We start from the raw sequence: 19,087 nt of genomic DNA, 5'->3' as shown, positions 1-19,087 counted from the left end.
TATTGATTCATCAGGGATTGCCAATCAAACCGCGAAAATCTTGCCCGGATTCATGATGCCGTTCGGGTCGAACACCGCCTTGACCGCTTTCATGTATTCGATTTCCACCGGTGAGCGGCTGTAGGTCAAGTAGTCGCGCTTGGTCATGCCCACCCCGTGTTCGGCGGAAATCGAACCGTTGTACTTCTCGACGGTTTCGAACACCCATTTGTTGACGGTGGCGCACTTGGCGAAAAACTCGTCCTTGCTCAGGTTGTCCGGCTTGAGGATGTTCAGGTGCAGGTTGCCATCGCCGATGTGGCCGAACCAGACGATTTCGAAGTCCGGATAGTGTTCACCGACGATCGCGTCGATTTCCTGCAGGAATGCCGGGACTTTCGAGACGGTAACCGAGATGTCGTTCTTGTACGGGGTCCAGTGGGAGATGGTTTCGGAGATGTACTCGCGCAGCTTCCACAGGTTCTGCAACTGGGTTTCGCTCTGGCTCATCACGCCGTCCAGCACCCAGCCCTGCTCCACGCAATGTTCAAAGGTTTCCAGGGCGGTGTTGGCCACTTCTTCGGTGGTCGCCTCGAATTCCAGCAAAGCATAGAACGGGCAGTCGGTTTCGAATGGCGCCGGGACATCGCCACGGCCCATGACCTTGGCCAGCGCCTTGTCAGAGAAGAATTCGAACGCGGTCAGGTCGAGCCGGCCCTGGAAGGCGTGCAGCACCGGCATGATCGAATCGAAATCAGCGGTGCCGAGGACCATCGCGGTCAGGTTTTTCGGCGCGCGATCCAGGCGCATGGTGGCCTCGACCACAAAACCCAGAGTGCCTTCAGCGCCGATGAACAGCTGCCGCAGGTCATAACCGGTGGCGTTCTTGATCAGGTCCTTGTTCAGTTCCAGCACATCGCCCTTGCCGGTCACGACTTTCATGCCCGCCACCCAGTTGCGGGTCATGCCGTAGCGAATGACCTTGATTCCGCCGGCATTGGTGCCGATGTTGCCGCCAATCTGGCTGGAACCTGCCGAAGCGAAATCCACCGGGTAGTACAAGTCATGTTCTTCGGCGGCGTTCTGCAATTGCTCGGTGACCACGCCCGGCTGACAGACGGCGGTGCGGTCGGTCAGGTTGATGTCGAGAATCTGGTTCATGTAGTCGAACGACACGACCACTTCGCCATTGGCGGCCACGGCTGCGGCGGAAAGCCCGGTGCGCCCGCCCGACGGCACCAGCGCCACTTTGTGTTCGTTGGCCCAGCGGACGACGGCCTGAACCTGCTCGATGGTCTTGGGAAACACGATGGCGCTGGGCGCCGGGGCGAAGTGTTTGGTCCAGTCCTTGCCGTAAGCGTTCAAGGAGTCGGCATCGGTCAGGACTTTGCCAGGCTCGACCAGGGTCTTCAGTTCATCAATCAGGGCAGGATTGGTCATCGACGGAACTCTCGAACAATTCATGGTCATCCTGAGAACGCTTCACGTCGCAGGAATGAGTGTTTAGCGGGGTGGCTATGCTAGCATACCGACCCCGCAGGCCAGTGCCCAAGGCCGGTTCTGCGGTGACGGCTTTCTTGTCGTCCAGGTCAATGTCTGTTGACCATTTCCTGCCATTTTTCTCCGGGATACAGGTTTACGCAGATGAGCAAGACTTCTCTCGATAAGAGCAAGATCAAGTTCCTTCTTCTCGAAGGCGTCCACCAATCGGCTGTCGACGTCCTCAAGGCGGCGGGCTACACCAGCATCGAATACCTGACAGGCTCCCTGCCGGAAGCCCAGCTCAAGGAAAAGATCGCTGACGCTCACTTCATCGGCATTCGTTCGCGCACCCAACTGACCGAAGAGATCTTCGATCACGCGAAGAAGCTGGTCGCGGTCGGCTGTTTCTGCATCGGCACCAACCAGGTTGACCTGGAAGCGGCCCGCGAGCGCGGCATCGCCGTGTTCAACGCGCCGTACTCCAACACCCGCTCCGTGGCCGAGCTGGTGCTGGCCGAAGCGATCCTGCTGCTGCGCGGCATCCCTGAGAAAAACGCTTCCTGCCACCGTGGCGGCTGGATCAAGTCCGCAGCCAACTCCTTCGAGATCCGTGGCAAGAAACTGGGCATCGTCGGCTACGGCTCGATCGGCACTCAGCTGTCGGTCCTGGCTGAAGGCCTGGGCATGCAGGTGTTCTTCTACGACACCGTGACCAAGCTGCCACTGGGCAACGCGACCCAGGTCGGCAACCTGCACGAGCTGCTGGGCATGTCCGACATCGTCACCCTGCACGTTCCGGAAACCGCTGCGACCCAGTGGATGATCGGCGAGAAGGAAATCCGCGCCATCAAGAAGGGCGGCATCCTGATCAACGCTGCACGCGGCACTGTGGTCGAGCTGGATCACCTGGCCGCTGCGATCAAGGACAAGCACCTGATCGGCGCCGCCATCGACGTGTTCCCGGTCGAGCCGCGTTCCAACGACGAAGAGTTCGAAAGCCCGCTGCGTGGCCTGGACAACGTGATCCTGACCCCGCACATCGGCGGTTCCACCGCTGAAGCACAGGCCAACATCGGTCTGGAAGTGGCAGAGAAACTGGTCAAGTACAGCGACAACGGTACTTCGGTATCGTCGGTGAACTTCCCGGAAGTGGCCCTCCCGGCTCACCCTGGCAAGCACCGCCTGCTGCACATCCACGAGAACATCCCGGGTGTGATGAGCGAGATCAACAAGGTCTTCGCCGAAAACGGCATCAACATCTCCGGTCAGTTCCTGCAGACCAACGAGAAGGTCGGCTACGTGGTGATCGACGTCGACGCCGAGTACTCGGAGCTGGCGCAAGAGAAGCTGCAACACGTCAACGGCACCATCCGTAGCCGCGTGCTGTTTTAAGAGCAGCTGCGAGCAGCAAGCTTCAAGCGGCAAGTGAACAGCGCTTTTGCTTGAAGCTTGAAGCTCGCAACTCGCCACTGATAAAAAAGGGAGCCCCGAAGGGCTCCCTTTTTTATTCGACGTTGACGGTGATCTTCTTCGACACGATCGGCGGATCGAACGCCATGTGGCCGCTGTCACCCAGCTCCAGCTGCAGGGTGTGCTTGCCCGGCGCGAGTTTGATGTCGGCCTGGGTCTGCGCCTTGCCGAAGTGCATGTGGTTGGCGTCGGTCGGCACGACGGAGCCGGCCGGAACGATTTCCTTGGCATCGATCAGCAGGTGGTGATGACCGGTGTTCTTGGTGACGTCACCGGCCGGTGCCAGCGCGATGTCCTTTACACCGAACTTGACCGTGAAGGTCTGCGGAACCGTGGCTCCGTCCTCGGGAGAAACGATGAACACTTCGGCGCCCTTCGGTGCCGGTGTGGCCGCACTGGCCAGTACCGAAACACCCATCAGCACACCGGCCAACGCTGCACGTGACATAAAGCTTTTCATTTTCTTCTCCAGTTTTTCCGTAAAATCCGCACGGTCATGACAACTTCATGACCATTCGTTGTCGAAGGCACTCGACAACCATAGCAAAGCGAGCCTGGAAAACAGGCCGATATCGATTTCAAAGGAGTGACCATGCGTTTTCTGCCTGGCCTGATCTGCCTGCTTCCCCTTCTGAGCCCTCTGGCTCACGCCGAACTGATTGATGACGTCTACGACCGTGGCGAGTTGCGCATAGCCCTTGAGGCTAATACACCGCCCTTCAATTTCAAGGACGGCGACACGCTCACGGGGTTCGAGGTCGAGCTTGGGCAACTGCTGGCCAACGAGCTGGATGTGCGCGCCGACTTCATCGTCACCGACGAGGCTGATCTGCTCCAGGGCGTCGAAAGCGGCAAGTACGACGTCGCGCTCAACCACATAGCACTGACCCCGGAACTCAAGGATCGTTTCGACGTGAGCGAGCCTTACACGCAGGTCAATGCGCAGTTGTTGGCGAAAAAGGACGAGCAACCTCGGCCGATGGTGCTGGTGCAGACGCTGACCGAGGAGAAACCGAAGGTCGGGCCGCCGATGGATCTGGCGATTCCGTTTCAGAAGGGTAACCCGGCGTTTCACGCGAGTCTGGAGAATGCCTTGCAGCGGATCAGGGCGGATGGGCGGCTTGAGGCGTTGAGGCAGAAATGGTTGAGTGTGCAGGCTACGGAAAACTGAAGTGAGCGTGGCTAGTCGAGCAAGCTGAGGGCCTGTGCGGCTTGCGGCAGTTCGAGTTCGCTGAAGACCTGCACCCCATGGCGCTTCAGCAACGCGGCGGTAACCCCCTCGCCACTCACCTTCACCCCACTGAACGTGCCGTCATAGGTCAGCAGATTCCCGCACGAAGGACTGTTGGCCTTGAGCACTGCCACCCGAATCCCGTGCTTTTGCACCAGCGCCAGCGCCTGCCGCGCACCGTCGAGAAACTGCGCACTGACGTCTTCGCCGTCGGTGGTGATCACCGAGGCGAGCCCGTCCAGCACTTCGCTGCCCTGCCCGCCCGGAATCTCCGCCGCCGCGCGTGGCGTCGGCAAACCACCGGCGACTTCCGGGCACAGCGGCACTACGCGCCCTTCGGCAATCCACTGTTCCAGCAGATCGAACGGCCCGCTGGCTCCACCGTCGTAACGCACGCGATGGCCCAGCAGGCAGCGACTGACCAGAATCCTGTGCATCTCAGAACGGCTCGTTGCCACGGCGGCGGAACCAGCCTGTCAGCGACAGCCGCTCGCGATTGGCCGGCAACACTTCATGAGGGACTTCGCCGGAGAGAAACACCACCAGACAACCGCCCGTAGGCTGTACGTCATGAACGCGATCATTCTCCAGATACATGCGCAGTTGCCCGCCATCCTCCGGCAGCCAGCCGTCATTGAGGTAGATCACCGCCGAGACCATGCGCCGGTCATCGTCGCGGAAACGGTCGACATGCTTGCGATAGAAAGCACCCGGCGGGTACAGGGCGAAGTGGCACTCGAAGTCTTCAAGCCCCAGGAACAGGCCCCGGTTGAGCGCTTCACGCAAGCTGTCCATCAGGTTCAGGTAACGGTCGCTGGCCTCGGCCTGACCAGGGTCGATCCATTGGATATGGTCGCCACGAATCCCCTCGCGGATCTCCGAAAACGGGCCACGTCCGACCCCCGCCGGCGCCAGTTCACCTTCGGCGTCACGTTTGCGGCACTCGGCCGCCAGTGCGCGGGTCAAATCCGCAGGCAGGAAAATGTTCTGCTGCGACCAGCCGCGCTCGGCCAGGTCGTCGACGATACGTAACAGCAGCGGGTGATCAGAGGATATTTGCATGGCGCGCATAGTATGCCTGCGGCAAGAAATCCGACAGAGCCACGCGGCGGCTGGATACGAATTCTCGACAAGTACTGGCACCGCACGGAGAATAGTCGGCTGCCGACAGGAGTCCTTATGCGCCGTTTGCTTTTTTCACTGTTGATGTTCTGCGTTTTGCCCGCCTGGGCGGACGGCCACGACCAGTTGTACAAGGTCGCCGGCTGGCCAGAACAACGCGCGCATTTCAACGACGCCCTGAGTGCCGCGCAGCAGCGTTACCAGAACAGCCTGCCGCCGGCGGTGTTTCAGGCGCTGGTGAACAACAGCAACCAGCGCTTCGCCCCCCAGGCCGTGGATCAACGCGCCGAAGCGCAACTGCGCAAGAACCTCGCCGATCCGCAACCGGCCCTCTCGTTCTTTCAGTCACCGCTGGGCAAGAAGATCGTCGCCGCCGAACTGCTGGCGACCCGCCGCGATCAATTGGCAAAAAACGCCAAGGGCCTGCCGAAGATGCCGGCCAGCGACAGCCGCCTGCTGATCATCGGCCACCTCGCCCAGGCCCTTCCCGCCCGTGAAGCCGGCGCCGAAGTCAGCCTGGCGATTGCCGGCGTGGCGGCGGACAGCCTGAGTTCGATGATCCCCGGCCTGCTCGGCGGCGGTCAGGCCCAGGGCATGTTGAACGGTCAACGCCAGCGCCTGATGGATCAGATCGGTGCCGACCTGAACAACACGCTGCTGTACGTCTATCGCGACCTGTCGGATGAAGAACTGGAAGAGTTCGCGACCTTTGCCGAATCCACCGAAGGCAAGGCCTACTACCAGGCCGCGCTGGCCGCGATCCGCGCCGGGCTGGCCGTAGGCCAGAGCACCTCGAACCTCAGTCAGTGATCTAGGGGTTGCGGCCCTTGATCCGCTTGCTCAAGAACTCGAAATACTCCTCGCGCATTTCTGCCGTCTCGTTGGCCAGGTGATGCCGCGCCTCGGCCAGCAACAGAATCTGTGGCCGGTCGAACTTCCACTTCAACACCTGCAGGTTGTGCTGCCAGTCCACGGTCATGTCCGCCTGGCCTTGAACAATCAGCGGCCGGCGCGGACTTTTCTTCGCGTATTCCACCCGGTTGATCCAGCGTGACAACGCCCCGACCCACGCGGTCGGCAAGCGTTTTGGCTGCAACGGATCGGCCTGCAGGAACGGCAGGAAATCCGGGTCGTTGGAGTTCTCGCTGAAACGCCGGGCGATACCCCTGACAAAAGGCCTGAGCAGGTAATAACTGAACTGCGACCAGCCCCAGGCACGCGGACGCACCAACGGCGCCAACAAAATCAACTGCCCCTGCGCCGGGCTGTTTTCACCATGATTGAGCACGTGATCGACAATGATCGCGCCGCCGGTGCTTTGCCCGCACAGGTGCCAAGGCTGCGGCAGGGCCATCGAGCGCGCCTCGGCGAACAGGCCTTGCAGCGCATCCTGATATTCCGAGAAGTCACGGATGCTCGCCCGCTCGCCGCTGGACAGACCATGCCCCGGCAGATCGCAGGCAATCACCGCGAACCCCTGATCCAGCGCCCACTCGATCACATGCCGGTACAGGCCGGTGTGGTCATAAAAACCGTGCACCAGAAACAGCGTGGCCCTGGCCGTTTCCGCCGGCCACCAGCAATGGCTGACCAGTTGATAGCCATTGATGTCGAACCGGCCCATGCCGCGCCATACATCACGTTCCGGAAAGTCGGTCTTGTAGAACCGCTGATACGCCTTCGCCTCCTCGGACAACGGCTGCCACTCGGCCAAAGGCTTGAGGCTCGCACGCAGATGATCGGGATCGAAAGCAACAGACATGGGCAATTCCAGAACGGTAAACGGACTTTATCGGCCTGCGATATTCATCTGTCGCGGCAAGCATGGCAAGCTAGCCGGCCTTCGAGGAATCAAATCCATGCGCTCGCCCTACCGCACCGCACTGCTTGCCAGCCTGCTCGCCATCGTGTGTGCCGGCGTGCTGTGGGCCGCGTACGACTGGTTTCAGGGCCGCTACCTGCGGGCCTTCAGCGAACACACCGCCGTATTTTCCGGCGATCCGCTGCGCCTGCCCGACGACCTCGCCGGCCCCGGCAACATCCGTCTTGTGCACTTCTGGGATCCGGCCTGCCCATGCAACGTCGGCAATCAACAGCACCTGACCGAAATGGTCGAACAGTTCGGCCCCAAGGGCGTGGAGTTCTTCGCCGTGCAGAAGGCCGGCAGCCACGGCCAGTTGCCCGCCACCCTCAGCAATCTCAAAACCATCGCGGTGCTGCCCGGCTCCGAACAGATTCCCGCGAGCCCGGCCGTGGCGATCTGGGACCGCAGCGGCAAACTGGCGTACTTCGGCCCGTACAGCGAAGGCCTGACGTGCAACTCCAGCAACAGTTTTATCGAACCGATCCTGCAAGCGTTGAGTGATGATCGCCCGGTCAATGCGACTCATACGTTGGCGGTCGGTTGCTACTGTCCGTGGCCGGCGGAGACGAAGTAAGGCATTCCGGACATTTCAAGGACGGCGATGCGCAGCACACGAGGCGTGTGCTAATTGTTTGCAGCCCGCACGGGCGGCAACCCCGAATGCACAAGGAGTCACCATGAAACGCGTCTTCACCGTTCTTGCCTTGCTCATCGTTGTCCTGCTCGCCGCCGGCGGCTGGTATGTCTACAGCAAGCAACCAACGCGTCAGGGCCAGGTGGAATTGCGCAACCTGCAAGGTTCAGTGACTGTGCGTTACGACGAGCGCGGTGTGCCGCACATCCGTGCCGAAAACGAGACCGACCTCTACCGCGCCCTCGGTTATGTGCACGCCCAGGATCGCCTGTTTCAGATGGAGGCCATGCGCCGCCTGGCCCGGGGCGAACTGGCCGAAGTGCTCGGGCCGAAACTGCTGGACACCGACAAACTGTTCCGCAGCCTGCGCATCCGCGAGCGGGCCGCCAGTTACGTGGCCGGCCTCGACAAGCAGTCCCCGGCGTGGAAGGCCCTGCAAGCCTATCTGGACGGCATCAATCAATATCAGGACTCGCATGCCGCGCCGATCGAGTTCGACGTGCTGGGCATCCCCAAGCGGCCGTTCACCGCCGAGGACAGCATCAGCGTCGCCGGCTACATGGCCTACAGCTTTGCCGCCGCGTTTCGCACCGAACCGCTGCTGACCTACGTGCGCGATCAACTGGGCGCCGACTACCTCAACGTCTTCGACCTCGACTGGCAGCCCAAGGGCGTGCTCGCCAAGGGCCACACCAGCAGCGCACCGACCCTCGCCGCCGAAGACTGGAAAGACCTGAACACCCTCGCCCGCGTCAGCGAACAGGCGCTGATCGACAACGGCCTGCCGCAGTTCGAAGGCAGCAACGCCTGGGTGATCGCCGGCAGCCACAGCAAGAGCGCCAAGCCGTTGCTGGCCGGCGATCCGCACATTCGCTTTTCGGTGCCGTCGGTGTGGTACGAGGCGCAGCTGTCGGCGCCGGGTTTTGAACTCTACGGCCATCATCAGGCGCTGGTGCCGTTTGCGTTTCTCGGCCACAACCTGGATTTTGGCTGGAGCCTGACCATGTTCCAGAACGATGACCTGGATCTGATCGCCGAGAAGGTCAATCCGGACAACCCGGATCAGGTCTGGTATCGCGGCCAGTGGACCGACATGGTCAAGACCGAGCAGCAGATCGCGGTGAAAGGCCAGGCCCCGGTGACCATCACCCTGCGCCAGTCGCCCCACGGCCCGATCGTCAACGACGCCCTCGGCAGCGCCGCCGGAAAAACCCCGATTGCGATGTGGTGGGCGTTTCTCGAAACACCGAATCCGATCCTTGAAGGTTTCTACCAGCTCAACCGCGCCGACACCCTGGCCAAGGCTCGCGCCGCAGCGGCCAAGGTGCAGGCGCCGGGACTGAATATCGTCTACGCCAACGCCAAGGGCGATATCGCGTGGTGGGCCTCGGCGCTGCTGCCCAAGCGTCCGACCGGGGTGAAGCCTGGCTTCATTCTCGACGGCAGCGGCAATCAGGCGGACAAGGACGGCTACTTCCCGTTCAGCGCCAACCCGCAGGAAGAGAACCCGGCGCGGGGCTATATCGTCTCGGCCAACTTCCAGCCGGTGTCACCGACCGGCATGGAGATTCCCGGTTACTACAACCTCGCCGACCGTGGCCAGCAGCTCAACCGCCAGCTCGCCGACAAGAACGTGAAGTGGGACAACGAGGCCAACCAGAAGCTGCAACTGGGTACCGCCACCGGTTATGGCCCGCGTCTGCTGGCGCCGTTGCTGCCGGTATTGCGTGAAGTGGTGAGTGATCCGGCGCAGCTGAAACTGGTCGAGCAACTGGCCCAATGGCAAGGCGACTACCCGCTGGATTCGGTCAGTGCGACGGTGTTCAACCAGTTCCTGTTCAACCTCGCCGACGCAGCAATGCGCGATGAGCTGGGCAATGATTTCTTCGAAACCCTGCTGTCGACCCGAGTGATCGATGCGGCGCTGCCCCGGCTCGCGGCGAATGCCGATTCACCGTGGTGGGACAACCGCAGCACGCCGAACAAGGAGACCCGCGCCGACACCGTGCGCGCTGCGTGGCAGGCGAGCATGGCGCACCTGAAGTCGACCCTCGGCGACGACGCTTCCGGCTGGCAATGGGGCAAGGCGCATACGCTGACCCATGGTCATCCGCTGGGTCAGCAGAAACCGCTGGATCGCATTTTCAACGTCGGCCCGTTCGCCGCACCGGGCTCCCATGAAGTGCCGAACAACCTCTCGGCGAAGATCGGTCCCGCGCCGTGGCCGGTGACCTACGGCCCGTCGACCCGCCGGCTGGTGGACTTCGCCGACCCGGCTCACAGCCTGACCATCAACCCGGTGGGCCAGAGCGGCGTGCCGTTCGACAGTCACTATGACGATCAGGCAGAGGCGTATGTGGACGGGATGTATGTGCAGGCGCATTTCAGTGAGGAAGAGGTGACGGCGAATACGCGGAGTACGCTGAAGCTGCTGCCAAAGCGGGCTGAGCCATAAAAGCCGCCCTCGGCTCAAACCATCGCCGCAAAATTCAGCCGAAACTGCTGCGCCGTCACCCCCAACCGCCGGCTGAACACGCTGCGCATATGTTGCGCATCACGAAACCCGCACTGATACGCCACCGTCTTCAGCGGCGCCCTGGTGCTTTCGAGCATCACCCGCGCCGCATCCACCCGCGCCCGTTCGACGAATTCCGCCGGGGTGACTTTCGCCTCCCTGGCAAACACCCGAGAGAAATTCCGCGCACTCATGTTCGCGGCATTCGCCAGATCAGCGATGGTCAGGTCGCCGGTGAGCACATACAGCTGCACCATCGCCACCGCCGACGTCGGTTCGGCGTGGGGCGTAAGGAACGGACTGAACTGCGACTGCCCGCCCGAGCGCTGGGTGAACACCACCAGCCGCTTGGCCACACTCAGCGCCACCTCGGCCCCGTGATCACGCGCCAGCAGGTACAGCGACAGATCGATCCCCGCCGTCACCCCCGCCGAGGTGTAGAGCTGGCCGTCCTCGACGTACAACCGATCGGCCTCAACCCGGCTCGACGGGCACAACTGCGCCAGTGCCTCGGCGTCGTTCCAGTGGGTGGTGACCGTGCGCCCATCCAGCAACCCGGCACGGGCGAGCATGAACGCGCCGTTGCAGATCGAGCCAAAACGCCGCGCCCGACCACAGGCCTCACGCAACCAGGCATCGAATGCCTCGCCGAAATCCAGAAACGGCAACTGCGGTCCGCCCGCCACCAGCAGCAAATCGTAGACCTGCGACGCTTCGCTGAAATGCCGATGCGCACTCAGGGTCAGCCCGTTGGAACACGCCATCGGCCCGCGCTCGACGCCGATCACGTCGAGCCGGTAATGATCCTCCGGCGCCAGGAAGCGGTTGGCCTCGGCAAACACGTCCATCGGCCCGCTTACATCCAGCGCCTGCACGCCGGGAAATACCACGATGGCGACGGTTCTGTTCATGACGATGTCAGCTCCCGGGGAATGGCGGATCAGCGCCAACCCTAGCCAATCCTCGCCGCAGAAGCGAGCTGGCACGATTTGCAGGTGCAATGGCAAGGATCGCAGCCATGGATCGATTGTCCGGTCTGGCCCCCGGGAACAGACTTTCTCCATCAGCGCCGTGACGGCGTTTTCGACGAGGAAGCTCAACATGACCACGACCATTGCCGGTATCCGGATCCCCGACAGCGCCCTCGCCCGGGCCACCACCGAATACATCCGCGACATCGAATCCGACCTGCTTTACCACCACTCGCGCCGGGTGTTTCTGTTCGGTGCCTTGAGTGGAGAACGCCAGCAACTGGCCTACGATCCGGAGCTGCTGTACGTCGGCGCGATGTTCCACGACCTGGGTCTGGTCGAAGGCCACCGCAGCGACGACGAGCGCTTCGAGGTCGATGGTGCCAACGCAGCCGCAGCGTTTCTAAAACCGTATGGGCTGAGCGACGACGACATCGAGCAGGTGTGGCTGTCGATCGCCCTGCACACCACGCCGGGGGTGCCGAAGCATCTGCGCCCGACCGTGGCGCTGGTGACCGCAGGCGTCGAGATGGACGTGCTGGGCATGGACTACGCGGCGTTCACCACGGTGCAGCGTGAGGCGGTGGTGCATGCGCACCCACGGGGCGAGAGCTTCAAGGAATGCATCATCTGCGCGTTCGCCGACGGCTTGCGTCATCGTCCGCAGACCACGTTCGGCAATGTGAAGACCGATGTGCTGAAGGATCAGGTGCCGGGGTTCAAGCCGATGAACTTCGTCGAGGTGATTCGCCAGTCGCCCTGGGTTTCCTGACCGGCATAAAAAAACCTCGCGGCCGTGACCGGTCGCGAGGTTTTTTGTATCCGCAGACTTAAGCCGCTTCCGGCGTCGGCGCCCGGCGCACGTCCGGTTGCTTCCACGAATCCGCAGCGCCCTCTTCGATGGCCTGCTGAATCGCTTTCTTGCGGGCTTCTTCGGCACGGCGGCTGAAGAACCAGACCAGGAAGGTCACCAGCGACACCGCCAGCAGAATCAGACTGGCCACGGCGTTGATCTCAGGCTTCACGCCCAGGCGCACCGCCGAGAACACTTCCATCGGCAGGGTCGTCGAACCCGGGCCGGAGACGAAGCTCGCCAATACCAGGTCATCCAGCGACAGCGCGAACGACATCATGCCGCCCGCCGCCAGCGACGGCGCGATCATCGGGATGGTGATCAGGAAGAACACCTTCCACGGACGCGCACCGAGGTCCATCGCCGCTTCTTCGATCGACAGGTCCAGCTCACGCAGACGCGCCGACACCACCACCGCCACATACGCCGCACAGAACGTGGTGTGGGCGATCCAGATGGTGACGATGCCACGCTCCTGTGGCCAGCCGATCATCTGCGCCATCGCCACGAACAGCAGCAACAGCGACAGACCGGTAATCACCTCAGGCATGACCAGCGGCGCGGTGACCAGGCCGCCGAACAGCGTGCGGCCCTTGAAGCGGGTGATGCGGGTCAGCACGAAGGCTGCCAGCGTACCCAGCGCCACGGCGGCAATCGCGGTGTAGCAGGCGATTTCCAGCGAGCGCACCACCGAGCCCATCAGCTGCGAGTTGTCGAGCAGGCCGACGTACCACTTCACCGACCAGCCGCCCCACACCGTCACCAGTTTCGAGGCGTTGAACGAGTAGATCACCAGGATCAGCATCGGCAGGTAGATGAACAACAGGCCGAGCACCAGCATCAGGCTGGAGAAACGGAAGCGCTTCATTCTTTACCCTCCATTTCCTTGGCCTGACTGCGGTTGAACAGGATGATCGGCACGATCAGGATCGCCAGCATCACCACCGCCAGGGCGGACGCCACCGGCCAGTCACGGTTGTTGAAGAACTCTTGCCAGAGCACTTTACCGATCATCAGGGTTTCCGGACCGCCGAGCAGTTCCGGGATCACGAACTCGCCCACCACCGGGATGAACACCAGCATGCAGCCGGCGATGATGCCGTTCTTGGACAGCGGCACGGTGATTTTCCAGAAGCTGTTGAAGGTGCTCGAACCGAGGTCGGAAGCGGCCTCCAGCAGGCTGGTGTCGTGCTTCACCAGGTTGGCGTACAGCGGCAGGATCATGAACGGCAGGTACGAGTAGACGACGCCGATGTACACCGCGAGGTTGGTGTTGAGGATCTGCAGCGGCTCATCGATCAGGCCCATGCTCATCAGGAAACCGTTGAGCAGGCCGTTGTTGCTGAGGATGCCCATCCACGCATAGACGCGGATCAGGATCGCGGTCCAGGTCGGCATCATGATCAGCAGCACCAGCACCGTTTGTAGCTCTTTGCGGGCGCTGGCGATGGCGTAGGCCATCGGGTAACCGATCAACAGGCACAGCAGCGTGCTGAAAAACGCCATCTTCAGCGAGCCGAGGTAGGCGGCGATGTACAGCTCGTCGTCGCCGAGCATCGCGTAGTTGCCCAGATTCAGCAGCAGTTGCAGCTTCTGCTCGGCGTAGGTGTAGATCTCGGTGTACGGCGGAATGGCCACGTCCGCTTCGGCGAAGCTGATCTTCAGGACGATGAAGAACGGCAGCATGAAGAACAGGAACAGCCAGATGAACGGGACCCCGATGACCAGTTGGCGGCCACCGGGAATTATTCGATTGAGCCGGCGTTTGAATTTGCGCATGTTCATGAGCGAAGTACCACGCCGCTGTCGTCTTCCCACCACACGTAGACCTGATCGCCCCAGGTCGGACGTGCGCCACGGCGCTCGGCGTTGGCCACGAACGACTGCACCAGCTTGCCGCTCGGCAATTCGACGTAGAACACCGAGTGGCCGCCGAGGTAGGCGATGTCATGCACCTTGCCGCTCGACCAGTTGTATTCGCAGGTCGGCTGGTCGGCGGTGACCAGCAGTTTCTCCGGACGGATCGCGTAGGTGACGGACTTGTCCTGCACCGAGGTGCTGATGCCGTGGCCGACGTAGATCTGCCGGTCGAGATCCTTGCAGGTGATGGTCGCGTGGCCTTCGGCGTCGTCGATCACTTCGCCTTCGAAGATGTTCACGTTACCGATGAATTCGCAGACCAAGCGGCTGGTCGGCGTTTCGTAGATGTCGATCGGGCTGCCGATCTGGGCGATCCAGCCCAGGTGCATGATCGCGATGCGCTCGGCCATGGTCATGGCCTCTTCCTGGTCGTGGGTCACCATCACGCAGGTCACGCCGACGCGCTCGATGATCTCCACCAGCTCCAGCTGCATCTGCGAACGCAATTTTTTGTCCAGTGCGCCCATCGGCTCGTCGAGCAGCAGCAGTTTCGGCCGCTTGGCCAGCGAACGCGCGAGTGCCACACGCTGACGCTGGCCGCCGGACAACTGGTGCGGCTTGCGCTTGGCGTACTGGCTCATCTGCACCAGCTTGAGCATCTCGGCCACGCGGGCGTCGATCTCGGCCTTGGGAATCTTGTCCTGTTGCAGGCCGAAGGCGATGTTCTGCGCCACGGTCATGTGCGGGAACAGGGCGTAGGACTGGAACATCATGTTGATCGGTCGCTCGTACGGCGGCATGTCGGTGATGTCGACGCCGTCGAGGAAAATGCGCCCCTCCGTGGGCCGTTCGAACCCTGCCAGCATCCGCAGCAGAGTGGATTTGCCCGATCCCGAACCGCCGAGCAGGGCAAAGATTTCGCCCTTCTTGATTTCCAGGGACACATCGTCCACGGCAACCGTCTCGTCGAACTTCTTCGTGACCCGGTCGATTTTGACCAGCACCTGTTTCGGTGTCTGGTCGCCCTCGAGGGCTTTCTTATAGGCGCCGGAGGCAACTGCCATTTACGAAACTCCCAGAAAAAAAGAGTGCAGTCCGCCCACGCAAGACGAACCCAGGATAGTTGGTACGTTGACGCTATTTACCCGACTTGACCTTGGTCCAGCTGCGGGTCATCAAACGCTGAATGTTCGGTGGCAGCTCGATCGACACGTAGGTCTTGTCGAGCACCGCCTGCGGTGGATAAACCGACTCATCGGTGCGGATGGACTGCTCCATCAGCTTGTCCGAACCCGGGTTGGGGTTGGCGTAACCGACGTAATCACTGACCTGGGCGATCACCTCAGGTTTCAGCAAATAGTTGATGAAGGCGTGGGCTTCCTTGACGTTGGCCGAATCCTTCGGAATCGCCAGCATGTCGAACCACAGCGCGCCACCCTCTTTCGGGATCGAGTAGGCGATGTTCACGCCCTTCTTGGCTTCTTCGGCGCGATTCTTCGCCTGGAAGATGTCGCCGGAGAAACCGATGGCCACGCAGATGTCGCCGTTGGCCAGATCACCGATGTATTTCGAAGAATGGAAGTAGGTCACGTAAGGACGCACCGCCAACAACTTGGCCGTGGCCTTCTCGTAATCCTTGGGATTGGTGCTGTTGGCGTTCAGGCCCATATAGTTGAGCACGGTCGGCATCATTTCATCGGCCGAATCGAGGAACGCCACGCCGCAGCTGTGCAGCTTCTTGATGTTCTCCGGCTCGAACAGCACGCTCCAGGAGTCGATCTTGTCGACGCCGAGCACGGCCTTCACTTTGTCGACGTTGTAGCCGATGCCATTGGTGCCCCACAGGTACGGCACGGCGTACAGGTTGCCCGGATCGTTCTGCTCCAGACGCTTGAGCAGCACCGGATCAAGGTTGGAATAGTTCGGCAGCTGCGCCTTGTCGAGCTTCTGGAAAGCGCCCGCCTTGATCTGCTTGCCGAGGAAGTGGTTCGACGGCACGACCACGTCGTAACCGGTACGCCCGGCGAGCAGTTTGCCTTCCAGGGTTTCGTTGGAGTCGAACACGTCGTAGACCGGTTTGATCCCGGTTTCTTTCTGGAAATCGGCCAGGGTGGTCTCGCCGATGTAATCCGACCAGTTATAAATATGCACAGTACCGGCGGCGTGGGCACCGACAGCGAACGTCAGGCCGGCAGCGGCCAGCAGGGCATTGCGCAAAGAAGAAAAAACAGGCAAGTGGAGGTCCTCTGATTTAGTTGGGCCCAAGTTGCCCCGTGCTGCATGACAGTCACGGTTGCCCGGCAACAAAACCGGCGCGCAACTTACCTTCGAAAAACCGTTCCAGCAAAACTTTCCGTCATTTAATTGCACCGCTGACCGCCCGGTTGAAGGCGACGGCCAACGGTGGCCGCTTCAAACCGGCTTATTTACCGGATTTGATCTTGGTCCAGCTGCGAGTGATCAGGCGCAGGGTGGCCGCGTCCAGATCGCTGATCGCATAGAGCTGCTTCTTCACTTCAGCCGAAGGGTAGATGCTCGGATCGCTGGTGATTTCCTTGTCCACCAGGGCGGTGGCCGCCTTGTTGCCGTTCGGGAAACGCACGGCGTTGGTGATTTCGGCCATCACTTTCGGCTCGAGCAGGTAGTTCATGAACTTGTAGGCGGCTTCGACGTTTTCGGCATCCTTTGGAATGGCGACCATGTCGTAGAAAGTACCGGCACCTTCTTTTGGAATGGTGTAGGCCAGTTTGACCTTGTCACCGGCTTCCTTGGCGCGGGTCTTGGATTGCTCCAGGTCACCCGAGTAGCCGACCGCTACACAGATGTTGCCGTTGGCCAGGTCCGAGATGTACTTCGAGGAGTGGAAGTAAGCCACCGAAGGACGAATCTTGAGGAACAGGTCTTCGGCGGCTTTCAGGTCAGCCTTGTCCTTGCTGTTGGTCGGTTTGCCCAGATAGTGCAGAGCCGCCGGAATCATTTCGGTCGGCGCGTCGAGGAAGCTCACGCCGCAGCTTTTCAGCTTCTCGATGTTTTCAGGCTTGAACACGATGTCCCAGGAATCGATCTTGTCGATGCCCAGTGCAGCCTTGACCTTGGCCGGGTTGTAGCCGATGCCGATCGAACCCCACATGTACGGGAACGCGTGCTTGTTGCCCGGGTCGCTGGCGTCGCCAACGGCCTTGAGCAGGTCTTCGTCGAGGTTCTTCCAGTTCGTCAGCTTGGACTTGTCCAGTTCCTGATAAACGCCGGCCTTGATCTGTTTGGCCAGGAAGTTGTTGGAAGGCACCACGATGTCGTAACCGGATTTGCCGGCCAGCAGCTTGGCTTCCAGGGTTTCGTTGCTGTCGAAAACGTCATAGACGACCTTGATGCCCGTCTCTTTTTCGAAATTGGCAACCGTGTCCGGCGCGATGTAGTCGGACCAGTTGTAAACGTGCAACACCTTGTCGTCCGCCTGAACCGCACCCGCCATCACGCCCATCAGGGACATGGCGAGCAGAGTCTTGCCAGCGAGCTTTTTGCCTAATGCCTTCATGCGTTAATGCTCCAAATTTTTCTTTTTTGAACCACTTTGTTCAGCGGCCGAACCCGGACAACTGGAACCGCGGCTAGTCTGGCAAGATCCGAGGCGGTCTTTCAAGAAAAGACCAGCCTTTCTGACAGCTCCGAGCGACAGCGCAACAGCTCCATCGCTCAGAGCCTAGCACTTAGCCCTGCAACGCACTCAGGGTCAGGTCCAGGCACTTGCGTGCCTTTGTCACCAGCTCGTCGATCTCCGCCTTGCTGATCACCAGCGGCGGCGCGATGATCATGGTGTCGCCCACGGCACGCATGATCAGCCCGTTGTCGAAGCAGAACTGGCGGCAGATCATGCCCACACCCTTGCCTTCGTAACGCTTGCGAGTGGCCTTGTCCTGCACCAGCTCGATGGCCCCCAGCAGACCGACTCCGCGCACTTCACCCACCAACGGGTGATCGTTCAGTTCGCGCAGACGTTTCTGCAAATACGGTGCCGTTTCTTCATGGGCGCGTTCGATGATTTTCTCTTCGCGCAGAATCCGGATGTTTTCCAGACCCACCGCCGCCGCCACCGGGTGACCGGAGTAGGTGAAGCCGTGGTTGAAGTCGCCGCCCTCGTTGAGCACCGCCACCACTTCGTCACGCACGATCAGGCCACCCATCGGGATGTAGCCGGACGTCAGGCCTTTGGCGATCGTCATCATGTGTGGCTTGAGGTCGTAGAAATCGCTGCCGAACCATTCACCGGTACGGCCGAAACCGCAGATCACTTCGTCAGCCACGAACAGAATGTCGTACTTGGCGAGGATCTCCTTGATGCGCGGCCAGTAGGTGTCTGGCGGAATGATCACACCGCCGGCGCCCTGGATCGGCTCGGCAATAAAGGCACCGACGTTGTCCACGCCGACTTCCAGAATCTTTTCTTCCAGCTGATTGGCCGCCCAGATCCCGAACTCTTCCGGGGTCATGTCGCCGCCTTCGGCGAACCAGTACGGCTGGGCGATGTGGACGATGCCCGGAATCGGCAGGTCGCCCTGTTCGTGCATGTAGGTCATGCCGCCCAGGCTTGCGCCGGCCACGGTGGAACCGTGGTAGCCGTTCTTGCGGCTGATGATGACTTTCTTGTTCGGCTGGCCCTTGATCGCCCAGTAGTGGCGAACCATACGCAGCATGGTGTCGTTGCCTTCGGAACCGGAGCCGGTGAAGAACACGTGGTTCATGCCTTCTGGCGCCACGTCGGCGATGGCCTTGGCCAGTTCCAGCGCCGGCGGGTGCGCGGTCTGGAAGAACAGGTTGTAGTAAGGCAGTTCGCGCATCTGTTTGGCGGCAGCATCCGCCAGCTCATCGCGTCCATAACCGATCGCCACACACCACAGACCCGCCATGCCATCGAGGATCTTGTTGCCCTCGCTGTCCCACAGGTACACGCCCTTGGCGTTGGTGATGATCCGTGGACCCTTTTCTTTCAGCTGCTTGAAGTCGCTGAACGGGGCCAGGTGGTGATCGCTGCTGAGGGCTTGCCACTCACGGGTTTGCGGGTTGTTGCTGGTCATGCCAATTCTCCTTGTTATCGGTGAAGGCGCGGCG

The 19,087-nt window shown here is 61.2% G+C and carries 18 protein-coding genes; 6 read left to right on the top strand and 12 right to left on the bottom strand.

Annotated features, from left to right (window positions below):
- Window positions 1-24: 24 nt before the first annotated feature.
- Window positions 25-1,419: an FAD-binding oxidoreductase gene (locus CAF80_RS11830; protein WP_039765411.1), complete on the bottom strand. Its 1,395-nt coding sequence runs from the start codon at window positions 1,417-1,419 to the stop codon at window positions 25-27.
- Between the two features lie 204 nt (window positions 1,420-1,623).
- Here CAF80_RS11830 and serA point away from each other — a divergent pair, with 204 nt between their 5' ends.
- Complete coding sequence (gene serA, locus CAF80_RS11825) at window positions 1,624-2,853, top strand: phosphoglycerate dehydrogenase (RefSeq protein ID WP_007953487.1); 1,230 nt, start codon at window positions 1,624-1,626, stop codon at window positions 2,851-2,853.
- 112 nt (window positions 2,854-2,965) lie between these two features.
- On the opposite strand, the gene CAF80_RS11820 is transcribed toward serA, so the two are convergent.
- Window positions 2,966-3,391, bottom strand: a complete 426-nt coding sequence (locus CAF80_RS11820) for a DUF4399 domain-containing protein (RefSeq protein ID WP_007953489.1) — start codon at window positions 3,389-3,391, stop codon at window positions 2,966-2,968.
- Window positions 3,392-3,523: 132 nt separating this feature from the next.
- On the opposite strand from CAF80_RS11820, the gene CAF80_RS11815 reads away from it, so the two are divergent.
- Window positions 3,524-4,102, top strand: a complete 579-nt coding sequence (locus tag CAF80_RS11815; RefSeq protein WP_085667375.1) for a transporter substrate-binding domain-containing protein — start codon at window positions 3,524-3,526, stop codon at window positions 4,100-4,102.
- Window positions 4,103-4,113: 11 nt separating this feature from the next.
- On the opposite strand, the gene CAF80_RS11810 is transcribed toward CAF80_RS11815, so the two are convergent.
- A complete protein-coding gene (locus CAF80_RS11810) occupies window positions 4,114-4,599 on the bottom strand; it encodes a DUF523 domain-containing protein (protein ID WP_085667374.1) in 486 nt (161 codons plus the stop codon).
- Window position 4,600: 1 nt separating this feature from the next.
- On the bottom strand, window positions 4,601-5,233 hold the full coding sequence (locus tag CAF80_RS11805) for a 2OG-Fe(II) oxygenase (protein ID WP_085667373.1): 633 nt from the start codon (window positions 5,231-5,233) through the stop codon (window positions 4,601-4,603).
- 108 nt (window positions 5,234-5,341) lie between these two features.
- Here CAF80_RS11805 and CAF80_RS11800 point away from each other — a divergent pair, with 108 nt between their 5' ends.
- Window positions 5,342-6,094 (top strand): DUF2059 domain-containing protein, encoded by a 753-nt coding sequence (locus CAF80_RS11800; protein ID WP_011336435.1) that lies wholly within the window; start codon window positions 5,342-5,344, stop codon window positions 6,092-6,094.
- 1 nt (window position 6,095) lies between these two features.
- Here the strand turns inward: CAF80_RS11800 and CAF80_RS11795 are convergent, their stop codons facing one another.
- On the bottom strand, window positions 6,096-7,046 hold the full coding sequence (locus tag CAF80_RS11795) for an alpha/beta hydrolase (RefSeq protein WP_085667372.1): 951 nt from the start codon (window positions 7,044-7,046) through the stop codon (window positions 6,096-6,098).
- 97 nt (window positions 7,047-7,143) lie between these two features.
- Between CAF80_RS11795 and CAF80_RS11790 the strand changes: the two genes are divergently transcribed.
- Window positions 7,144-7,722, top strand: coding sequence for a DUF6436 domain-containing protein (locus CAF80_RS11790; RefSeq protein ID WP_085667371.1), 579 nt, complete (start codon window positions 7,144-7,146; stop codon window positions 7,720-7,722).
- A gap of 103 nt (window positions 7,723-7,825) precedes the next feature.
- Entirely contained in the window at window positions 7,826-10,237 is a 2,412-nt protein-coding gene (locus CAF80_RS11785) for a penicillin acylase family protein (RefSeq protein WP_085667370.1), read from the top strand.
- Between the two features lie 14 nt (window positions 10,238-10,251).
- Here CAF80_RS11785 and CAF80_RS11780 read toward each other — a convergent pair whose 3' ends face one another.
- Window positions 10,252-11,208: a GlxA family transcriptional regulator gene (locus CAF80_RS11780; RefSeq protein ID WP_085667444.1), complete on the bottom strand. Its 957-nt coding sequence runs from the start codon at window positions 11,206-11,208 to the stop codon at window positions 10,252-10,254.
- 190 nt (window positions 11,209-11,398) lie between these two features.
- Here CAF80_RS11780 and CAF80_RS11775 point away from each other — a divergent pair, with 190 nt between their 5' ends.
- Complete coding sequence (locus CAF80_RS11775) at window positions 11,399-12,040, top strand: HD domain-containing protein (protein WP_085667369.1); 642 nt, start codon at window positions 11,399-11,401, stop codon at window positions 12,038-12,040.
- 58 nt (window positions 12,041-12,098) lie between these two features.
- Here CAF80_RS11775 and CAF80_RS11770 read toward each other — a convergent pair whose 3' ends face one another.
- From CAF80_RS11770 to CAF80_RS11745, 6 genes are all read right to left on the bottom strand, one after another.
- On the bottom strand, window positions 12,099-12,989 hold the full coding sequence (locus tag CAF80_RS11770; RefSeq protein WP_007953503.1) for an ABC transporter permease subunit: 891 nt from the start codon (window positions 12,987-12,989) through the stop codon (window positions 12,099-12,101).
- A complete protein-coding gene (locus CAF80_RS11765; protein ID WP_170844921.1) occupies window positions 12,986-13,867 on the bottom strand; it encodes an ABC transporter permease subunit in 882 nt (293 codons plus the stop codon). Before CAF80_RS11765 ends, CAF80_RS11770 begins: the two co-directional genes overlap by 4 nt.
- A gap of 35 nt (window positions 13,868-13,902) precedes the next feature.
- Window positions 13,903-15,045, bottom strand: coding sequence for an ABC transporter ATP-binding protein (locus CAF80_RS11760; RefSeq protein ID WP_007953506.1), 1,143 nt, complete (start codon window positions 15,043-15,045; stop codon window positions 13,903-13,905).
- A 73-nt stretch (window positions 15,046-15,118) separates the two neighbouring features.
- Window positions 15,119-16,216, bottom strand: coding sequence for a polyamine ABC transporter substrate-binding protein (locus CAF80_RS11755; RefSeq protein WP_085667368.1), 1,098 nt, complete (start codon window positions 16,214-16,216; stop codon window positions 15,119-15,121).
- A gap of 187 nt (window positions 16,217-16,403) precedes the next feature.
- A complete protein-coding gene (locus CAF80_RS11750; RefSeq protein ID WP_011336446.1) occupies window positions 16,404-17,516 on the bottom strand; it encodes a polyamine ABC transporter substrate-binding protein in 1,113 nt (370 codons plus the stop codon).
- 172 nt (window positions 17,517-17,688) lie between these two features.
- Window positions 17,689-19,053, bottom strand: a complete 1,365-nt coding sequence (locus CAF80_RS11745; protein WP_039765388.1) for an aspartate aminotransferase family protein — start codon at window positions 19,051-19,053, stop codon at window positions 17,689-17,691.
- Window positions 19,054-19,087 lie beyond the last annotated feature (34 nt).

It is taken from the genome of Pseudomonas sp. B34(2017) (genome assembly GCF_002112915.1).
Lineage (GTDB): Bacteria > Pseudomonadota > Gammaproteobacteria > Pseudomonadales > Pseudomonadaceae > Aquipseudomonas > Aquipseudomonas pharyngis.
Note: the sequence above shows the minus strand (reverse complement) of the source record. Positions and strands in the feature narration are given on the sequence as shown.